The 17,401-nt window shown below is 67.0% G+C and carries 15 protein-coding genes and 1 tRNA gene; 4 read left to right on the forward strand and 12 right to left on the reverse strand.

Annotated elements, in window-relative coordinates:
• The first annotated feature begins 71 nt into the window (after positions 1-71).
• Together LK409_RS15280 and LK409_RS15285 are read left to right on the forward strand one after the other, a co-directional pair.
• Positions 72-156, forward strand: a tRNA-Leu gene (locus LK409_RS15280).
• Between the two features lie 59 nt (positions 157-215).
• Positions 216-827, forward strand: coding sequence for a PIN domain-containing protein (locus LK409_RS15285; protein ID WP_010929058.1), 612 nt, complete (start codon positions 216-218; stop codon positions 825-827).
• Here the strand turns inward: LK409_RS15285 and LK409_RS15290 are convergent.
• From LK409_RS15290 to rpsO, 4 genes are all read right to left on the reverse strand, one after another.
• Entirely contained in the window at positions 821-2,038 is a 1,218-nt protein-coding gene (locus LK409_RS15290) for a threonine ammonia-lyase (protein WP_003813999.1), read from the reverse strand. The genes LK409_RS15285 and LK409_RS15290 overlap by 7 nt on opposite strands.
• Before the next feature lie 38 nt (positions 2,039-2,076).
• Positions 2,077-2,796: a lipoprotein gene (locus LK409_RS15295; protein ID WP_003814000.1), complete on the reverse strand. Its 720-nt coding sequence runs from the start codon at positions 2,794-2,796 to the stop codon at positions 2,077-2,079.
• Between the two features lie 120 nt (positions 2,797-2,916).
• Complete coding sequence (gene pnp, locus LK409_RS15300; RefSeq protein WP_003821234.1) at positions 2,917-5,076, reverse strand: polyribonucleotide nucleotidyltransferase; 2,160 nt, start codon at positions 5,074-5,076, stop codon at positions 2,917-2,919.
• A gap of 90 nt (positions 5,077-5,166) precedes the next feature.
• On the reverse strand, positions 5,167-5,436 hold the full coding sequence (gene rpsO / locus LK409_RS15305) for a 30S ribosomal protein S15 (protein ID WP_003814002.1): 270 nt from the start codon (positions 5,434-5,436) through the stop codon (positions 5,167-5,169).
• 293 nt (positions 5,437-5,729) lie between these two features.
• On the opposite strand from rpsO, the gene LK409_RS15310 reads away from it, so the two are divergent.
• Positions 5,730-6,257 (forward strand): hypothetical protein, encoded by a 528-nt coding sequence (locus tag LK409_RS15310; RefSeq protein ID WP_010929059.1) that lies wholly within the window; start codon positions 5,730-5,732, stop codon positions 6,255-6,257.
• A gap of 18 nt (positions 6,258-6,275) precedes the next feature.
• On the opposite strand, the gene pssA is transcribed toward LK409_RS15310, so the two are convergent.
• From pssA to LK409_RS15330, 4 genes are all read right to left on the reverse strand, one after another.
• Positions 6,276-7,055: a CDP-diacylglycerol--serine O-phosphatidyltransferase gene (pssA, locus tag LK409_RS15315; RefSeq protein WP_003814004.1), complete on the reverse strand. Its 780-nt coding sequence runs from the start codon at positions 7,053-7,055 to the stop codon at positions 6,276-6,278.
• A 167-nt stretch (positions 7,056-7,222) separates the two neighbouring features.
• Complete coding sequence (ilvC, locus tag LK409_RS15320; RefSeq protein ID WP_003814005.1) at positions 7,223-8,239, reverse strand: ketol-acid reductoisomerase; 1,017 nt, start codon at positions 8,237-8,239, stop codon at positions 7,223-7,225.
• A gap of 72 nt (positions 8,240-8,311) precedes the next feature.
• The gene (gene ilvN / locus LK409_RS15325) at positions 8,312-8,803 is read right to left on the reverse strand and encodes an acetolactate synthase small subunit (protein WP_010929060.1); all 492 of its coding nucleotides are present in this window, start codon (positions 8,801-8,803) and stop codon (positions 8,312-8,314) included.
• A gap of 10 nt (positions 8,804-8,813) precedes the next feature.
• Positions 8,814-10,583, reverse strand: a complete 1,770-nt coding sequence (locus tag LK409_RS15330; protein ID WP_223851196.1) for an acetolactate synthase 3 catalytic subunit — start codon at positions 10,581-10,583, stop codon at positions 8,814-8,816.
• Positions 10,584-10,999: 416 nt separating this feature from the next.
• On the opposite strand from LK409_RS15330, the gene LK409_RS15335 reads away from it, so the two are divergent.
• Entirely contained in the window at positions 11,000-13,228 is a 2,229-nt protein-coding gene (locus LK409_RS15335) for an FUSC family protein (RefSeq protein WP_010929061.1), read from the forward strand.
• 6 nt (positions 13,229-13,234) lie between these two features.
• Here LK409_RS15335 and LK409_RS15340 read toward each other — a convergent pair whose 3' ends face one another.
• The 4 genes from LK409_RS15340 to LK409_RS15355 all read right to left on the reverse strand — a co-directional run bounded on the left by LK409_RS15340 (position 13,235) and on the right by LK409_RS15355 (position 17,331).
• Positions 13,235-14,476: an MFS transporter gene (locus LK409_RS15340; protein ID WP_010929062.1), complete on the reverse strand. Its 1,242-nt coding sequence runs from the start codon at positions 14,474-14,476 to the stop codon at positions 13,235-13,237.
• Positions 14,477-14,487: 11 nt separating this feature from the next.
• Complete coding sequence (yaaA, locus tag LK409_RS15345; protein ID WP_003814010.1) at positions 14,488-15,261, reverse strand: peroxide stress protein YaaA; 774 nt, start codon at positions 15,259-15,261, stop codon at positions 14,488-14,490.
• Between the two features lie 26 nt (positions 15,262-15,287).
• Positions 15,288-16,070: a 3-hydroxybutyrate dehydrogenase gene (locus LK409_RS15350; protein WP_003814011.1), complete on the reverse strand. Its 783-nt coding sequence runs from the start codon at positions 16,068-16,070 to the stop codon at positions 15,288-15,290.
• An 88-nt stretch (positions 16,071-16,158) separates the two neighbouring features.
• On the reverse strand, positions 16,159-17,331 hold the full coding sequence (locus tag LK409_RS15355) for a cation:proton antiporter domain-containing protein (RefSeq protein WP_041937272.1): 1,173 nt from the start codon (positions 17,329-17,331) through the stop codon (positions 16,159-16,161).
• Positions 17,332-17,401 lie beyond the last annotated feature (70 nt).

A 17,401-nucleotide genomic window follows, 5' to 3' on the forward strand; every position in this document is an offset into this window, starting at 1 on the left:
TAGGATTCAGGCCCGCGGCGCGGCCAGCGGCCCGTTAAAGCACGTTATCATTGTCGCCCTGCCGGACAGCCGCACCCATGGCGAAATTGGTAGACGCAAGGGACTTAAAATCCCTCGCCGCAAGGCGTCCCGGTTCGATTCCGGGTGGGTGCACCATCAAACGGCACCGCTGTTTTCCCCAGGCCCGATAGACGCGCCGCGCCAACGGGCCGCGCATGCCCTACCTCAACTTGATACCGAACCCCGCGCCTCCGTTTGTCGTTCTCGATGCCTGCGTACTGATGTCCGGCATCGCCCGCCAGCTGCTGTTGCGAGTAGCGCGGACAGGCGTCTTCCAGCCCGTCTGGACCGAGCGCATCGGCGAAGAATGGCGCCGCAACGCCGCGCGCCTGTGGGACATTCCCGCCGCAGCCCTGGCCGCGCAATGGGAGGCGATGAACGCCAGCTTTCCGCGGGCGCTGGAAGTTGGTACGCAGCCTTACGAAACGGGGCTGCGCTACAGCGACCCCAAGGATTTCCATGTGATCGCCGCCGGCCTGGCGCGACGGGCCCGCTGCGGCCTGCCGCAGGCGCCCGCCACCCTGGTGATGACCTGGAACCTGAAGGATTTCAACCGCTCCGAGCTGCGCCGCCAGGGCCTGGACGCGTTCAGTCCGGATCATCTGCTGGCGCGCTGGTGGCAGGCCGACCCGGCCGCGCTACGCGACGCGCTGGCGACGGTTGCCGACGATTATGTGGCGCTCGGGCGCGAGCCCCTGCCGCTGGCCGCGATCCTGCAGCGCGAGCGCCTGTACCGGCTCAGGCGCCTGGCCGATGCGGATCAGTGATCGTGGTTGCTGGCCGCGAAGCCCGCGGCATTGAGCACCGCGATGACTTCCTGGATGTGGTCATGGCCACGCGTCTGCAGCACGAAATCGACCTCGACATTGCGCACTGGCAAGGTGGTGAAGGCGCGCTGGTGATGCACCTCGGTAATGTTGGCGTGCGCGTCGGCGATCAGCTTGGTGGCCTGCGCCAGCGCGCCCGGCAGGTCGCGCAGGTCGACCCGGATGCGCGCCAGGCGCCCGGCGCGCACCATACCGCGCTCGATCAGCTCGCCCAGCATCAGGGGATCGATGTTGCCGCCCGTGAGCACCAGCCCCAGCCGCTTGCCGCGGAACCGCTCGTCGCGGCGTTCCTGCAGCCGCAGCAGCGCCGCCAGGCCGGCCGCGCCGGCCCCTTCGACCACGGTCTTCTCGATTTCCAGCAGGACCACGATGGCATGCTCGATATCGCTTTCGTTGACCAGCTCGATGTGGTCGACCAGGCGCGTGACGATCTCCTGGGTCAGCGTGCCGGGTGACTTGACGGCGATGCCCTCGGCGATCGTGTAGTGGCCGCTTTCCATGGCCACGCCCTTGACGGCGGCGTACATGGACGGAAAGCGCTCGGTCTGCACGCCGATGATCTCGATGTCCGGCTTGATGGCCTTGGCGGCGGTGGCGATGCCCGCGATCAGGCCGCCGCCGCCGATGCCCACCACGATGGCGTCCAGGTCTGGGCGCGCCTGCAGCATTTCGAGCGCCACCGTACCCTGCCCGGCAATCACGGCTGGATCGTCGTAGGGATGGATCATGACCAGGCCGCGCTCGCGCGCCAGTTCGTAGCCGCGCGCCTTGGCGTCGTCGAAGGTGTCGCCGGCCAGGACGACTTCGGCGCCGAAGCGCCGCGTGTTGGCCACCTTGACCGTGGGAGTGAAGCGCGGCATGACGATCACCGCCGGCACGCCCATGCGCTGCGCGTGGTACGCCACGCCCTGGGCATGGTTGCCGGCCGACACGGCGATCACGCCGGCGGCGCGCTCGGCCTCGGTCAGGTTGAGCATCCGGTTGAGGGCGCCGCGCTCCTTGAACGAGGCGGTGAACTGCAGGTTCTCGAACTTCAGCCAGATTTCGGCGCCGAGGATATCGGACAGCGTGCGGGAATGCGTGAACGGCGTATTGAGGACCTGTCCCCGCAGGATGTCCCGGGCGGTCTGGATGGCGGCAAGATCGATCACGATGGCGGCGTCTGGGTGAGTGCGCGATATCCCGCAGCCTAGCGGACTGGCAGGAAATTGAAGAACAGCAGGCCCTGTGCGTAGTTGATGCCGATGCGCCGGGAGTTTTCGCCGAGCAGGTTGGCAATCAAGTCCAGCCTGCCGATGATAGCGCCGAATTCGCGCTCGAAGCTGAGATTCGTGGCCGCGGCCGACATCTCGTTGGCCAGCAATAGCGGCTCGCCCTGGGCGGTGCGGCGCGAGGCCAGCAGCCAGGCGGCCGCCTCGACATTGCGCGCCGCGTTGTAGATGCGCTGGCCGTCGAGCACGTCCGAGAGGTAGATGCGGGTCTTGTCGTTGTGCGCCGCGATCAGGGTGTCGGCCAGGCCATAGACGAAGGCCGCCACGCGATCGCCGCCGTAGGCCGGATCGAGCGACACGGCCAGCACCTGGATGTCGCGCAGGCCCGCCAGGCCCGCCGGAGGACGGCGCTCTTCGATCAGGCGCTTGACCCGCGCCACCGCGGCAGCCTGGTCCGCCACCCCGCTCTTGCGCCATTCGCGCGGATTGCGCCGGTACAGCTTGTCCAGCAGCGTGTCGAGGCTGGCCAGGTTGTCGCGGATCTCCAGCGTGACCGTGCGGTTGAAGTCGGTCTGCATGAACTGGTCGGCCGACATCGATTCGCCGCGCGGCCCACCGCTGCCGCCGGGCGCGATGCAGCCGGCCAGCAGCACGCTGGCGGCCCATCCTGACAGTGCGGCCAGCCGCCTGCTCGTCATGCCATATCCGTCCGTGTCCCTTGTCCTGAGGCGGCCTGGCCGCGCGTGGCATGACTTTACCGTATGCGGACGCAAAAACGGCGCCCGCGGGCGCCGTTCTTGCGTCAGGAATCGCAAACCTTATTCGGCTTGCGGCTCCGACTGGGCGGCCGGCTCGGCCGTACCGGACTGCTGCTGCTCGATGCCGCCGATCGCCTTGATCGACAGGCGCAGGCGGCCCTTGTCGTCGGCCTCGATGACCTTGACGCGGACCGGCTGGCCAACCTTCAGCACATCGTTAATGTTGGCGATGCGGTAGTTGGCGATCTCGGAGATGTGCAGCAGGCCGTCGCGGCCCGGCAGCACTTGCACGATGGCGCCGAAATCCAGCAGGCGCAGCACCGAGCCGTCGTAGATCTGGCCCACTTCGACGTCGGCGGTCAGTTCGACGATGCGGCGCTGGGCTTCCTTGGCCTGGGTCTCGTCCACGCTGGCGATCACGATGGTGCCGTCGTCCGAGATATCGATCTGCGTGCCGGTTTCCTCGGTCAGCGCACGGATGGTGGCGCCGCCCTTGCCGATCACGTCGCGGATCTTCTCGGGGTTGATCTTGATGGTCAGCATGCGCGGCGCGAACGCCGACAGCTCGGTACGCGAGCCTTCCAGCGCGTCGCGCATCTTGCCGAGGATGTGCAGGCGGCCTTCGCGGGCCTGGGCCAGCGCGACCTGCATGATTTCCTTGGTGATGCCCTGGATCTTGATGTCCATCTGCAGCGCCGTGATACCGGTTTCGGTACCCGCCACCTTGAAGTCCATGTCGCCCAGGTGGTCTTCGTCGCCCAGGATGTCGGTCAGCACGGCGAACTTGCCGCTGTCCAGGATCAGGCCCATGGCCACGCCGGCCACGTGATCGTTGGTGGGCACGCCGGCGTCCATCATGGCCAGCGAACCGCCGCACACCGAGGCCATCGACGAGGAGCCGTTGGATTCGGTGATCTCGGACACCAGGCGGATGGTGTACTGGAAGTCTTCCGGGGCCGGCAGCAGCGGCAGCAGCGCGCGCTTGGCCAGGCGGCCGTGGCCGATTTCGCGGCGCTTGGGCACGCCGATGCGGCCGGTTTCGCCGGTGGCGAACGGCGGCATGTTGTAGTGCAGCATGAAGCGGTCGCGGTACTCGCCCATCAGGGCGTCGATGATCTGCTCATCCTGCTTGGTGCCCAGCGTGGCCACCACCAGCGCCTGCGTTTCGCCGCGGGTGAACAGCGCGCTGCCGTGCGCGCGCGGCAGCACGCCCAGGCGGATGCTGATCGGACGCACGGTGCGAGTGTCGCGGCCGTCGATGCGCGGCTCGCCGTTGAGGATCTGGCTGCGCACGATGCGCGCTTCCAGGTCGAACAGGATGTTGTCCACGCCGACGCTGTCGGGCGCGGGCTGGCCAGCCTGCGCGGCCTGTTCGGCCATGGCGGCCTGCACGGCGGCGTAGACTTCGCGCAGCTTGGTGGTGCGGGCCTGCTTTTCGCGGATCTGGTAGGCGGCGTTCAGCCCTTCCTGGGCGGCGGCGCTCACGGCGGCGATCAGCGCTTCGTTCTTGGGGGCGGGTTGCCAGTCCCAGTCGGGCTTGCCGGCATCGCGCACCAGGTCATGGATGGCGTTGATGGCGGCCTGCATCTGCTCGTGGCCGAACACCACGCCGCCCAGCATGATTTCCTCGGACAGCTGCTTCGCCTCGGATTCGACCATCAGCACGGCGTTCTCGGTGCCGGCCACCACCAGGTCCATCTTGGACGACTTCAGTTGCGTCGCGGTGGGGTTGAGCACGTACTGGCCGTCGACATAGCCGACGCGGGCGGCGCCGATGGGGCCGTTGAACGGGATGCCCGAGATGGCCAGCGCGGCCGAGGCGCCGATCATGGCGGGAATGTCGGGATCGATGTCCGGATTGACCGACAGCGTGTGGATGACCACTTGCACGTCGTTATAGAAGCCTTCCGGGAACAGCGGACGCAGCGGACGGTCGATCAGGCGCGAGGTCAGCGTTTCCTTTTCGGAGGGCTTGCCTTCGCGCTTGAAGAAACCGCCCGGGATGCGGCCGGCGGCGTAGGTCTTCTCGATGTAGTCGACGGTCAGCGGAAAAAAGTCCTGGCCGGCCTTGGCTTTCTTGGCCGCCACGACCGTTGCCAGCACGACGGTGTCCTCCACGGACACCAGCACCGCGCCGGACGCCTGGCGAGCCATCTCGCCGGTTTCCAACACGACCGAATGCTGGCCGTACTGGAAGGTCTTGGTCACTTTATTGAACATGACGGTGATTCCTTACAAATGAAAAACCGTGGCCGTTGCGACATGCGTCGCCCCGACCACGGTTGCGTCATGGGGAGCCAGCCCCGTCGATCACTTGCGCAGACCGAGTTTTTCGATCAGTGCGCGGTACGAATCGGGATTGCGGCCCTTGAGATAGTCGAGCAGCTTGCGACGACGGCTGACCATGCGCAGCAGGCCGCGGCGCGAGTGGTGGTCCTTCATGTGTTCTTTGAAGTGACCGGTCAGTTCGTTGATGCGAGCGGTAAGCAGTGCCACCTGAACTTCAGGGGAGCCGGTATCGCCTTGAGCGCGTTGGAATTGCGCGACGATTTCGGATTTTTTGATGTCAGCTACAGACATTTGATGACCTCTACGGACATGCGTCAGGGCCGAGGCGCCCGGACGTGGGTTTCAAGAAAAACGAGCCCCGAGACAACCGGGCGCCCTGTTACGCTGTTGCCGCCGCGCCGGATCCATTCTTGATCATTCTCGGACTCGGCAGGCTGGCGTGTCTTGCGGCCGGAAAAGCAACTTCGACAACCATGACCGCAAAAGCGACGATGATTATAGCCGATTCGGTAGAATTGCCCAGTGAGGCCGCACGCGGGCGGATTCCGGCCGCGATGATCCGCCCCTTATTGAAGGAGACCGCCATGCCCCCTATTCGCCGCCCCATCGGCCGCGCCCTGCGCCTGGCCGGCGCGGGCATGCTGCTGGCCGCCCTGGCCGCCTGCGCCAACCTGAACCAGGTGCCGCCCGGCACGCCCCTGGCCGACGTGCAGGCGCAATTCGGCGCGCCCAATTTCGCCTGCGATCTGCCCAATGGCGGGCAGCGGGTGATCTGGACCCAGCAGCCATACGGCCAGTTCGCCTGGGGCGCCAACGTGGGCCCCGACGGGCGCGTCGACCGCGTCGTCGAGGTGCTGACCGACGAGCATTTCAAGGTGCTGGGCACCGACACCTGGACGGCCGACCAGGTGCGCTGCGAATTCGGCCCGCCAGCCGAGATCAAGCAGGTCGGCCTGCCCAGCGTGCGCCAGGTGGTGTGGTCGTACCGCTACCGCGAATCGCGGGTCTGGAATTCGCTGATGTACGTGTACATGGGCCGCGAGGGAGACCGCATCACGCGCTTTCATCCCGGGCCGGACCCGATGTACGACGAAGACTGGCGCTGGCACTGAGCGGACAGCGCCCGGCCATCACGGGGAATGATGGCCGCTGCGGCGCTCCTGCTGCAGCCTGCGGGCGCGGTTCCAGCGCCATGCCATCACCACCCAGCCCGACAGGCCATAAAGCACGAACAGGCCGAACAGCACCACCGGCGGATCGCTGGAGACGAACACGAACACGGCCACCACCAGCAGGATGCCCCAGAACGGCACGCTGCGGCCCAAGGCGAAGTTCTTGCCGCTGAAAAACGAGGCGTTGCTGACCATCGCCACGCCGGCGTACATCGTCAGGACAAAGGCCACCCAGGCCATGATGCTGTCGTGGATGGGCAGTTTGTTGTCGATGGCCAGCCAGACGAAGCCGGCCACCAGCGCCGCGGCAGCGGGGCTGGGCAGCCCCTGGAAGAAGCGCTTGTCGACCACCGCGATGTTGGTGTTGAAGCGCGCCAGGCGCAAGGCCGCGCCGGCGACGTACACGAAGGCGGCCAGCCAGCCCCAGCGGCCGAGGTCCTGCAGGATCCATTCGTAGATGACCAGCGCGGGCGCGACGCCGAAGGAGGTCATGTCGGACAGCGAATCGTATTGCTCGCCGAAGGCCGACTGGGTGTTGGTCAGGCGCGCCACCCGGCCGTCCATGCCGTCGAGCACCATGGCCACGAAGATGGCGATGGCCGCGGTCTCGAAGCGGTCGTTCATGGCCTGCACGACGGCGTAGAACCCCGCGAACAGGGCCGCCGTGGTGAAGGCATTGGGCAGCAGGTAGATGCTGCGATGGCGATTTTCGGGATCGCGCATGGAGAAATTGGGCATAGATGACAGAATCGCTTGCAGCGGAAGTGAAAGCTTAACCCATATGACCCCACTTGCGGGCGCGCATCACCGTGTCGTTTGCACCGCGGAAAAGAAAAAACGCGCCCCGTGGGGCGCGTCTGGACCAGCCTGCCGGGGCCCTGCGGGACCCGGCGTGGCCGTGGCCTTTAGTTCTTGGCCTTGTCCACCAGCTTGTTGGCGGCGATCCAGGGCATCATGGCGCGCAGCTTGCCGCCGACCTGCTCGATCTGCGATTCCGCGTTGATGCGGCGGCGCGAGGTCAGGGTCGGGGCGCCGGCGGCGTTTTCCAGGATGAACTTCTTGGCGTATTCGCCGGTCTGGATGGCCGTCAGGCACTCGCGCATCGCCTGGCGGGTCGCGTCGGTCACGACCTTCGGGCCGGTCTCGTACTCGCCGAATTCGGCGTTGTTCGAGATCGAGTAGTTCATGTTGGCGATGCCGCCTTCGTAGATCAGGTCGACGATCAGCTTGAGCTCGTGCAGGCACTCGAAATAGGCCATTTCGGGCGCGTAGCCGGCTTCCACCAGCGTGTCGAAGCCGGCCTTGATCAGCTCGACGGTGCCGCCGCACAGCACGGCCTGTTCGCCGAACAGGTCGGTCTCGGTCTCTTCGCGGAAGTTGGTCTCGATGATGCCGGCACGACCGCCGCCGTTGGCGCTGGCGTACGACAGGGCCACGTCGCGGGCGCTGCCCGACTTGTCCTGGTAGACGGCGATCAGGTGCGGAACGCCGCCGCCCTGGCTGTAGGTCGAGCGCACGGTGTGGCCCGGGGCCTTGGGCGCCACCATGATGACGTCGATGTCTTCGCGCGGCACGACCTGGCCGTAGTGCACGTTGAAGCCGTGGGCGAAGGCCAGCGCGGCGCCGGCCTTGATGTTGGCGTGCACTTCGTCGCGGTAGACGGCGGCGATGTTCTCGTCGGGCAGCAGCATCATGACGATGTCGGCGCGCTTGACGGCCTCGGCCACTTCGGCGACTTCCAGGCCGGCGTTGGCGGCCTTGTTCCACGAGGCGCCGCCCTTGCGCAGGCCCACCACGACCTTGACGCCCGAATCATGCAGGTTCAGCGCGTGGGCGTGGCCTTGCGAGCCGTAGCCGATGATGGCGACGGTTTTGCCCTTGACCAGGGAGAGATCGCAGTCTTTGTCGTAGAAAACTTTCATGTTGTGCTCCGGTTCTTGAATTTTGGTAATCGTGAATGCTAATGCAGGGTGGCGCGCCGCCAGGCGCGCCGGTCAGATTTTCAGTATCCGTTCGCCGCGCCCGATGCCGGACACGCCGGTGCGCACGGTTTCCAGGATGGCACTGCGGTCGAGGGCTTCGATGAAAGCCTGGATTTTCTCCTGAACGCCGGTCAGCTCGATCGTGTAGGACTTGTCGGTGACGTCGATGATGCGCCCGCGGAAGATATCCACCATGCGCTTCATTTCCTCGCGCTCCTTGCCCACTGCCCGCACCTTGATCAGCATGAGCTCGCGCTCGATGTGCGCGCCTTCGGTGAGGTCCACGACCTTGACCACGTCGACCAGGCGATTGAGGTGCTTGGTGATCTGTTCGATGACCTCGTCCGAACCGACGGTCACCACGGTCAGGCGCGACAGGGTCGCGTCCTCGGTGGGCGCCACGGTCAGCGTCTCGATGTTGTAGCCGCGCGCGGAGAACAGGCCGACCACGCGCGACAGCGCGCCGGGTTCGTTTTCCATCAGCACAGAAATCACGTGTTTCATGGTGGCCTCCTTACAGATCCTCGGAACCGAGCAGCATCTCGGTCAGCCCGCGGCCGGCCTTCACCATGGGCCACACGTTTTCGGTGCGGTCGGTGATGAAGTCCAGGAAGACCAGGCGATCCTTGTGCTTCTTGAATGCTTCGCGCAGCGCCGGCTCGACGTCGGCGGGCCGCTCGATGCGCAGGCCGACGTGGCCATAGGCCTCGGCGACCTTGACGAAATCCGGCAGCGAATCCATGTACGACTCGGAATAGCGCGAGCCGTAGTCGATCTGCTGCCACTGGCGCACCATGCCCAGGAAACGGTTGTTCAGGCAGATGATCTTGGGCGTCAGGTGGTACTGGTGGCAGGTGGACAATTCCTGGATGTTCATCTGGATCGACGCCTCGCCGGTGATCACGGCGATGTCGGCGCCCGGATTGGCCATCTGCACGCCCATGGCATAGGGCAGCCCCACGCCCATGGTGCCCAGGCCGCCGGAGTTGATCCAGCGGCGCGGCTTGTTGAACTTGTAGTACTGCGCGGCCCACATCTGGTGCTGGCCGACGTCGGAGGTCACGAAGGCGTCGCCTCCGGTCACTTCCCACAGTTTCTCGACCACGAACTGAGGCTTGATGACCTCGTCGGAGCCGGCGTACTTCAGGCACTCCTTGCCGCGCCAGGCCTCGATCTGCTGCCACCACTTCTCGATCGGCGCCGGCTTGGCGTCGGCGCGCGCCAGGTCGTACTGGGCGCTCAGATCGGCCAGTACGTCCTTGACGTTGCCGACGATGGGCACGTCGACGCGCACGCGCTTGGAGATCGACGAGGGATCGATGTCGATGTGGATGATCTTGCGCGCGTTCTGCGCGAAATGGCGCGGATTGCCGATGACGCGGTCATCGAAGCGCGCCCCGATGGCCAGCAGCACGTCGCAGTGCTGCATCGCCATGTTCGCCTCGTAGGTGCCGTGCATGCCGGGCATGCCCAGGAAGCGGTGGTCGGTGGCCGGCATCGCGCCCAGGCCCATCAGGGTGTTGGTGCACGGCGCGCCGGTCTGGTCCACCAGGTGGCGCAAGGCCTCGGCGGCATCGGACAGGATCACGCCGCCGCCCGTGTAGATCATGGGACGCTCGGCGTGCAGCAGCATCTGCACGGCCTTCTTGATCTGGCCCTGGTGCCCCTTGTTCACCGGCGCGTACGAGCGCATCGAGATCTCGCCCTTGGGCGGCGCGTACTTGCACTGCGCGACGGTGATGTCCTTCGGGATATCGACCAGCACGGGGCCGGGACGGCCGGTGCGGGCGATGAAGAAGGCACGGCGCATGGTCTCGGCCAGGTCCTTGACGTCGCGCACCAGGAAGTTGTGCTTGACGCAGGGACGCGTGATGCCCACGGTGTCGCATTCCTGGAAGGCATCCTCGCCGATGGCCGCAGTCGGCACCTGGCCGCTGATGATGACCATGGGGATGGAGTCCATGTAGGCGGTGGCGATGCCGGTGACGGCATTGGTGACGCCCGGACCGCTGGTCACCAGGCATACGCCCACTTTCTGCGAGGCGCGCGAGTACGCGTCGGCGGCGTGCACGGCAGCCTGCTCGTGACGCACCAGAATATGCTGGAATTTGTCCTGCTTGAAAATCGCGTCGTAGATGTAAAGCACCGCGCCGCCAGGGTAGCCGAAAACGTGTTCCACGCCTTCTTCGGCCAGGCAGCGCACGACGATGTCGGCGCCATTGAGTTCCATGTTGTCTTTCCTTTCAGTACCGGCCCTGCACGCCTGAGCGCTGCCCGCCCGGATACGACGGCAGCTGAACCCGAACCGGCGACAACAACATGATCCGGCGCTTTGCGGCTCACGGAGCCACGCCACCCGGACACATTGTCGACCCGGCACACGCTCGTCAGAAACGCAGTGCAAACGCCCTGGGGGCGCTGGAGGTCGAAATGGAAGCCTTGGCAGCACACGCTTGTGGCGCGGCCAACGGCAGGTGTAACTGGCGCAATCCGCCCGGAAGGTGGCCCGGGGCAGCTGTAAGCCGGCGCACCGGCTTCGGATAGTCACGCCGGCGCAAGACGGGCAATTTACCGCGTTGCGGCATCCGGAGCAAATCGGGTGTTGGGAAAGCCCCGCAACCCGTCGTTTTCCGATCCGGCCCCAAAAGTGGCGCACATCTCTCTATACTGGCGTTGTCGCGGACAAATCGCCCCATCTCCATGGATTTGCGCATCGCCAGCATCCGGCGCTTTCTATACAGCCACTACTTCTTTGGCGGTATCCGACAGGCGATCGGCATGCTTCTGCCCGTCCTGGTGCTGGGCGGGCTGTTCGGCCAGTACAGCATCGGCCTGGTCGCCACCTTCGGCGCCCAGTGCCTGGCCATCATCGACCAGCCGGGCGGGCCGCAGCGCCATCGCACCAACGAAATGCTGGGCGGCGCCCTGCTGGGCACCGCCACGGTCACGCTGACCGGCGCGGCCTCCACCTACCCCATCCTGCTGTGGCTGGCGGTGATCGCCCAGTGCTTCACGTTCTCGATGTTCTCGGTGTTCGGCAAGCGCGGCGGCCTGATCGGCTTTGCCGGCCTGCTGCTGATGACCCTGACCATGCATTCGCCGCTGGCCCCGCACGAGGTGCTGCTGCACTCGGCCGCCACGCTGGGCGGGGCGCTGTTCTACCTCGGCTGGAGCCTGGCCTTCAGCCGCCTGTTCTGGCTGCGCGAGGAGCGCCAGGCGATGTCGGTGGCGCTGTTCGCCACCGCCGACTACATGGCCGCGCGGGCCAGCTTCTACGACGAGAACGCCGACCTGGACGACGCCTACCGCACCCTGATCCAGCGCCAGTCGACCATGACGGAGAAGCACCAGGCCGCGCGCGACATGGTGCTGCGCGCCCTGCCGCGCGGCGGCGGCTTTCGCGAAGACGACCGGGTCATGCTGTGGAACATGTTCGTCGACATGCTGCAGCTGCTCGATACGCTGGTCGCCACCCATACCGATTACGCCTCGCTGCGCCGCACCCTGGCCGGCCACGACGCGCTGGTCTTCATGCGCGACGCCCTGGTAAAGATGTCGCTGGAGCTCAACCGCGTCGCGCTGGACGTCTCGCGCGGCCACAAGACGCAATACCGCAGCAGCGCCAAGGCCGAGCTGCGCGCCATCGAGTACGAGATCGAGCAGCTCAAGCAGCAGGGGCTGGGCGAGCGCGAACCCGAGATGCTGGCGCTGACCGTGCAGGTGCTGCGCCGGCTGCGCAACGCCGCGCGCATCGTCGACAAGCTGGCCCAGCACACCGAGGCACGCTCGGACGCCATCCCCACGAGCATGCTGCGCATCGACAAATCGCTGACGCAGTTCATCTCGCGCCAGGAGCTGCGCCTGGGCATGATCACCAGCAACCTGCGGCTGGACTCGCCCCACTTCCGCTACGCCATCCGCGTCACGCTGGCCGCGGCGCTGGCCATGACGCTGATCGGCATCTGGCTGGCGCCCAACATGGCCGCGCACAGCTACTGGGTGCTGCTGACCATCGTCATCATCATGAAGCCGGGCTTCGCGCTCACGCGCCAGCGCAACGGCTGGTGCCTGATGGGCACGCTGGTGGGCTGCATCCTGGCCCTGACCCTGTTCACGCTGACCAACAACCCGACCATCCTGTTCGCGGTGCTGCTGGGCGCCTGCATCATGGGCAACAGCCTGGTGCAGCTGAACTACATGGCCAGCGCCATCTTCAACACGCTGTTCGTGGTGCTGGTGTTCCATTTCGTCGCCCCGGGCACGGTTTCGCTGGAGGTGATCGGCGAGCGGGCGATGGATACGGCGCTGGGCTGCGCGCTGGCGCTGATCTGCAGCTATGTGCTGCCCTGGTGGGAGGCGCGCTACATGAAGCCGCTGGCGCGGGCCGCCTCGCGCGCCAACCGCGAATACCTGCGCGCCGGGCTGCGCTATATCGAGGCCATGCGCCAGCCGGCGCCCGGCGGCGCGGCGGCGGGCGAGGAAACGCCCGAGACCGGCGAGCGCGCCGACGCCGACCTGGCCTGGCGGCTGGGCCGCAAGAACGTGCATATCGCGTTCAGCAATTTCGCCGAGGCGTTCTATCGCATGATGAGCGAGCCGACGCAGCACCAGGTGAGCGTGCCCGAATTCAATAACCTGCTGGTGCAGAACCACATCCTGGCCTCGCAGATCACGGCCGTCGTGCCCATCCTGGCCGGCCTGCCGCACACGCCGCCCGCGGTGCAGCAGGCGCTGGACGCGATGATGGACCTGCTGGACCCGGCCCGCAAGCCGCCGGCCGCGCTGCCCGCGCAGTTCGACACCGAAGGCGAGCAGGCGGCGCTGGCCTATCCGCTCAAGCAGATGCTGCGCGCCTGCGTGATGATCCGCCAGGAACTGGCCGGCGTCGCCGACCCCGAAGACCCGCGTCCGGCGCCGGCCTCGGCCTGAGCCGGCTCAAGCGCCCTGCCTGGCCGAGGCGGCGCGGCGACGCGGCCAGAAGTAGTACAGGGCCACCGCTATCTGCAGCGCCAGGAAGGCCCCCCACGCGGCCAGGTAGCCGCCGGCCGGGTAGCTGCCGGGCTCATACACGGCGTCGCCGCGCGGCCATAGTTCGACGATCCAGCCGAACGTGACCTGGCACACGAAGATGGACACAAAGGTCAGCAGATTGGTGGTCGCGGCCACGCGCCCCAGCAATTCGCGCGGAAACTCGCCCGCCAGCAGGGCGAACACCAGGATATTGGCCGAACCGAACACGCCGTAACCCGCCCACAGCAGCGCCAGCGGCACGGGCGCGCGCAGCACGATCAGCAGCTGGATCAGGATGAACAGCGCCAGGCATACGCCGCTGAAGCCATACAGCCCCAGGCCCATGCGCTCGACGCGCCGCGCCATGGCGCCCAGCCCGACGTTGCCGCCCATCATGGCAAAGCCCAGCAGCGACACCAGCGCCGCGGCCGGCGCGGCCGGCAGCATATTGACGTCGGCCAGGTAGGGACGCACCCACAGCGATTGCACGCCGTAGAACACGCCGCCGGTCGCCACCGGCAGCGACACCAGCCGCCAGTAGTGCGCCGTGCGCAGCAGCACGAACGTGCCGCGCAGCTGCTCGCCCAGGCTGGCGTGCGGCCGGTCGCGGGCGGGTTCGCGCGGCGCGCCGAACCACAGCAGCGCCGCCACGCACAGCGTGACCACCACCATGCCGATACTGACCTCGCGCCAGGTGGAGAAATTCAGCAGCCACGACAGCGGCGAGCCCACCAGCACGCCGCCCAGCCCGCCCACCGCCATCACCAGCCCGTTGATCAGGGGCAACCGGGCCAGCGGGTAGTTCAGCGCCAGCGCCTGGAATGCCGCGCCCAGGCAGACCGACACGCCGGCGCCGATCAGCAGCCGCCCCACCATCAGGCCGGGCAGGCCCTGCGACAGCCCGTAGACCAGGGTGCCCACGGCGGCCACCACCAGCAGGGCGGCGTTGACGCGCCGCGGCCCCCAGGTATCGAGCAGCACGCCGGCCGGGATCTGCAGCAGCGCGAAACCGAGAAAGTACAGGCTGGTCAGGATGCCCAGATCGGCGGCCGACAGGCCCAGTTCGGCGCTCAAGGTCGGCCCGAAGCCGATGTTCAGGCCCCGGAACAGATACGAGACCAGGTAGCCGAGCGAAAAGAACAGGAAGACGCGTAAGCCTGCCGACATCGCGCGTCCTGTCAGGCCTGCTTGCGGCGGAACACCAGCTTGTCGGCGCTGGAAGCGGCAGCGTCGTAGGCATAGCCTTCCGAATCGAAACCCTGCAGGCCTTCCGGACGGGCGACCTTGTGCGCGATGGCGTAACGCGCCATCAGGCCGCGCGCGCGCTTGGCATGGAAGCTGATCACCTTCCAGGCGCCGTTCTTCCAGTCCTGGAAGACGCACTGCACCACGCGCGCCTTCAGCGTCTTGAGGTCGACGACCTTGAAATACTCTTCGGAGGCCAGGTTGACGATGACCGGCGCTTTCGCGCCCGCCTGGCGTTCGTTCAGATACTCGGCGATGCCGCTGCCCCAGTACTCGTACAGGTTCTTGCCCTTGGGCGTGTGCAGGCGGGTGCCCATTTCAAGGCGGTACGGCTGCATCAGGTCCAGCGGGCGCAGCGCCCCGTACAGGCCGCTGAGGATCACGACATGGTCCTGCGCCCAATCGAGCTGGCGGGCCGACAGCGTGTCGGCCTGCAGCCCTTCGTAGACGTCGCCATTGAACGCCAGGACGGCCTGGCGCGAATTGGCCTGCGTGAAGCTGCGCTTCCAGGCGCCGTAGCGGCCCGCGTTCAGCTCGGCCAGCGCCGGGCTCAGGCTCATCAGCTCGGCGATTTCGTCGGCGGACTTGGTCTTGAGCACCTTGATCAGCGCCGCGGCCTGGTCGACGAACAGCGGCTGCGTGTGCGTTTCGACGTGAACGGGAGAGTCGTAGTCCAGCTTCTTGGCGGGAGACAACAGGAACAACATGAGGGTTTCCTTGGATTTGAACGAGACTAGCGGGCTGTCCAGCCGCCGTCGACGGAAATGGTGGTGCCGGTGATCTGGGCCGCGGCCTCCGAGGCCAGGAACACGGCCGTGCCGCCCAGTTGCTCGGGCGTGACGAACTGCAGCGACGGCTGCTTCTCGCCGAGCAGTTCGCGCGCGGCGCTTTCCTGGTCGACGCCGTCCTTGGCCGCCAGGGCGGTGATCTGCTTTTCCACCAACGGCGTGCGCACCCAGCCGGGGCAGATGGCGTTGGCGGTGATGCCCATGCCGGCCGTCTCCAGCGCGGTGACCTTGGTCAGGCCGACCACGCCGTGCTTGGCGGCCACGTAGGCGGACTTCGCGGCCGAGGCCACCAGGCCATGGGCCGAGGCGATGTTGATGATGCGCCCCCAGCCCTGCTTCTTCATGTGGGGCAGCGCCGCGGCCGTGCCATGGAATACCGCCGAGAGATTCAGCGCGATGATGGCGTCCCACTTGTCGGCGGGAAAGTCCTCGATCAAGGCGGTGTGCTGGATGCCCGCGTTGTTGACCAGGATATCGATGCGGCCCAGCTCGGCGACGGCGCCGGACACCAGTTGCCGCACCGCCTCGCCCTTGGACAGGTCGGCGCCGTCATAGCGCACCTGCACGCCGTACTGGCTGGCCAGCCCGGCCCGCAATTTCTCGATGTCCGCCGCGTCGCCGAATCCGTTGAGCACGATGTCGGCGCCCTGCTGCGCCAGCGCGCTGGCGATCCCCAGGCCGATGCCGCTGGTGGAACCGGTGACGACTGCAACTTTTCCTTTGAGCATGACTGTTCTCCTGTGGAGTGGGCGGGACGGCCTCAAGTGTAGCCGTCCGCCGCCGGCAATGATGGCACGGATCCGTGACCGGGCGCGGTCAGCCCGGGCCGGACCGCTCCTCGTTGTCCGCGGCGGATTGGGGCGGCGGCGAACCGGCGAATCCGACCAGCGTGACCGCCATGTCGCCGATACCGCCGTAGCGGCCCGGCAGGCGCTCCAGCAGCCGGATGACGATCGGCACCGCGCCCATGGAAATCGCCACCACGATGGCCAGCAGGTCGCGCTGCTCCAGCGACATCAAATGATTGTCCCAGGCCTCGTTGAAAATCACGAAGCTGAATTCGCCGCCCTGCGCCAGCACCAGCGCGTACAGCAGGCGATGATAGTGCGGCAGCCCCATCAGGCGCGCGATGCCGTAGAGCACCAGCGCCTTGAGCGACAGCAGCGCCACGACCCCGGCCAGCACATACGGCCAGTAATCCAGCGCCTCCTCCACATTCACCGACATGCCCACGGCCAGGAAGAACAGGCCCAGCAACAGCCCCTTGAACGGCTCGATCGTGTGCTCCAGCTCATTGCGATGGCGCGACTCGGCCAGCAGCATGCCGACCAGGAAACCGCCCAGGCCGGCCGACAGGCCCGCGTAGTCGAACAGTTGCGCCGTGCCCAGCACGACCAGCAGCGTGGCGGCAGTGAACAGCTCATGCAGCTGCGAACGCGCCGCCCAGTCCAGCAGCCGCAGGCGGTAGCACGCCAGCACCACCACCACCGCCACCAGGGCCGCCTCGAACGACGGCGCGGAATCGCCATCCGAACCCAGCAGGCCGGCCGCCACCAGCATCGGGATGGCCGCCATATCCTGCAGCAGCAACACCCCCAGGGCCGAGCGGCCCAGCGGCGTGCGCACCAGGCCGCGCTCCTCCAGCAGGCGCAGCGCCACCGCGGTCGAGGACAGGGCCAGCGACAGGCCGCACAGGATGGCCGCCTGCCAGCCCATGCCGGCCAGGTGGCGCAGCCCGGCGCCGAACACTTCGCGGCGCATCGCCCACAGTCGCTTGGGCGCCAGCTCCAGGCCGATCACGAACAGCATCATCACCACGCCCCATTCCGAGACGCGCATGATGTCCGGCACGTCGGTGACCAGCCCCAGCCCGGACGGCCCGATCACGCCGCCCGCCAGCAGGTAGCCGGGGATGGCGCCCAGGCCCAGGCGCTGCGCCAGGGGCACACACAGGACGGCGGCGATCAGCAAAATGGTGAGCAGTTCCATGGCGCGGGGCTTGGCGGTGGCGGCAATATTGCGGCAATTCTGACAAAAACCCGGCCGGCGCGAAATCCGG

Source organism: Bordetella parapertussis, from assembly GCF_020735925.1.
GTDB lineage: Bacteria > Pseudomonadota > Gammaproteobacteria > Burkholderiales > Burkholderiaceae_B > Bordetella > Bordetella pertussis.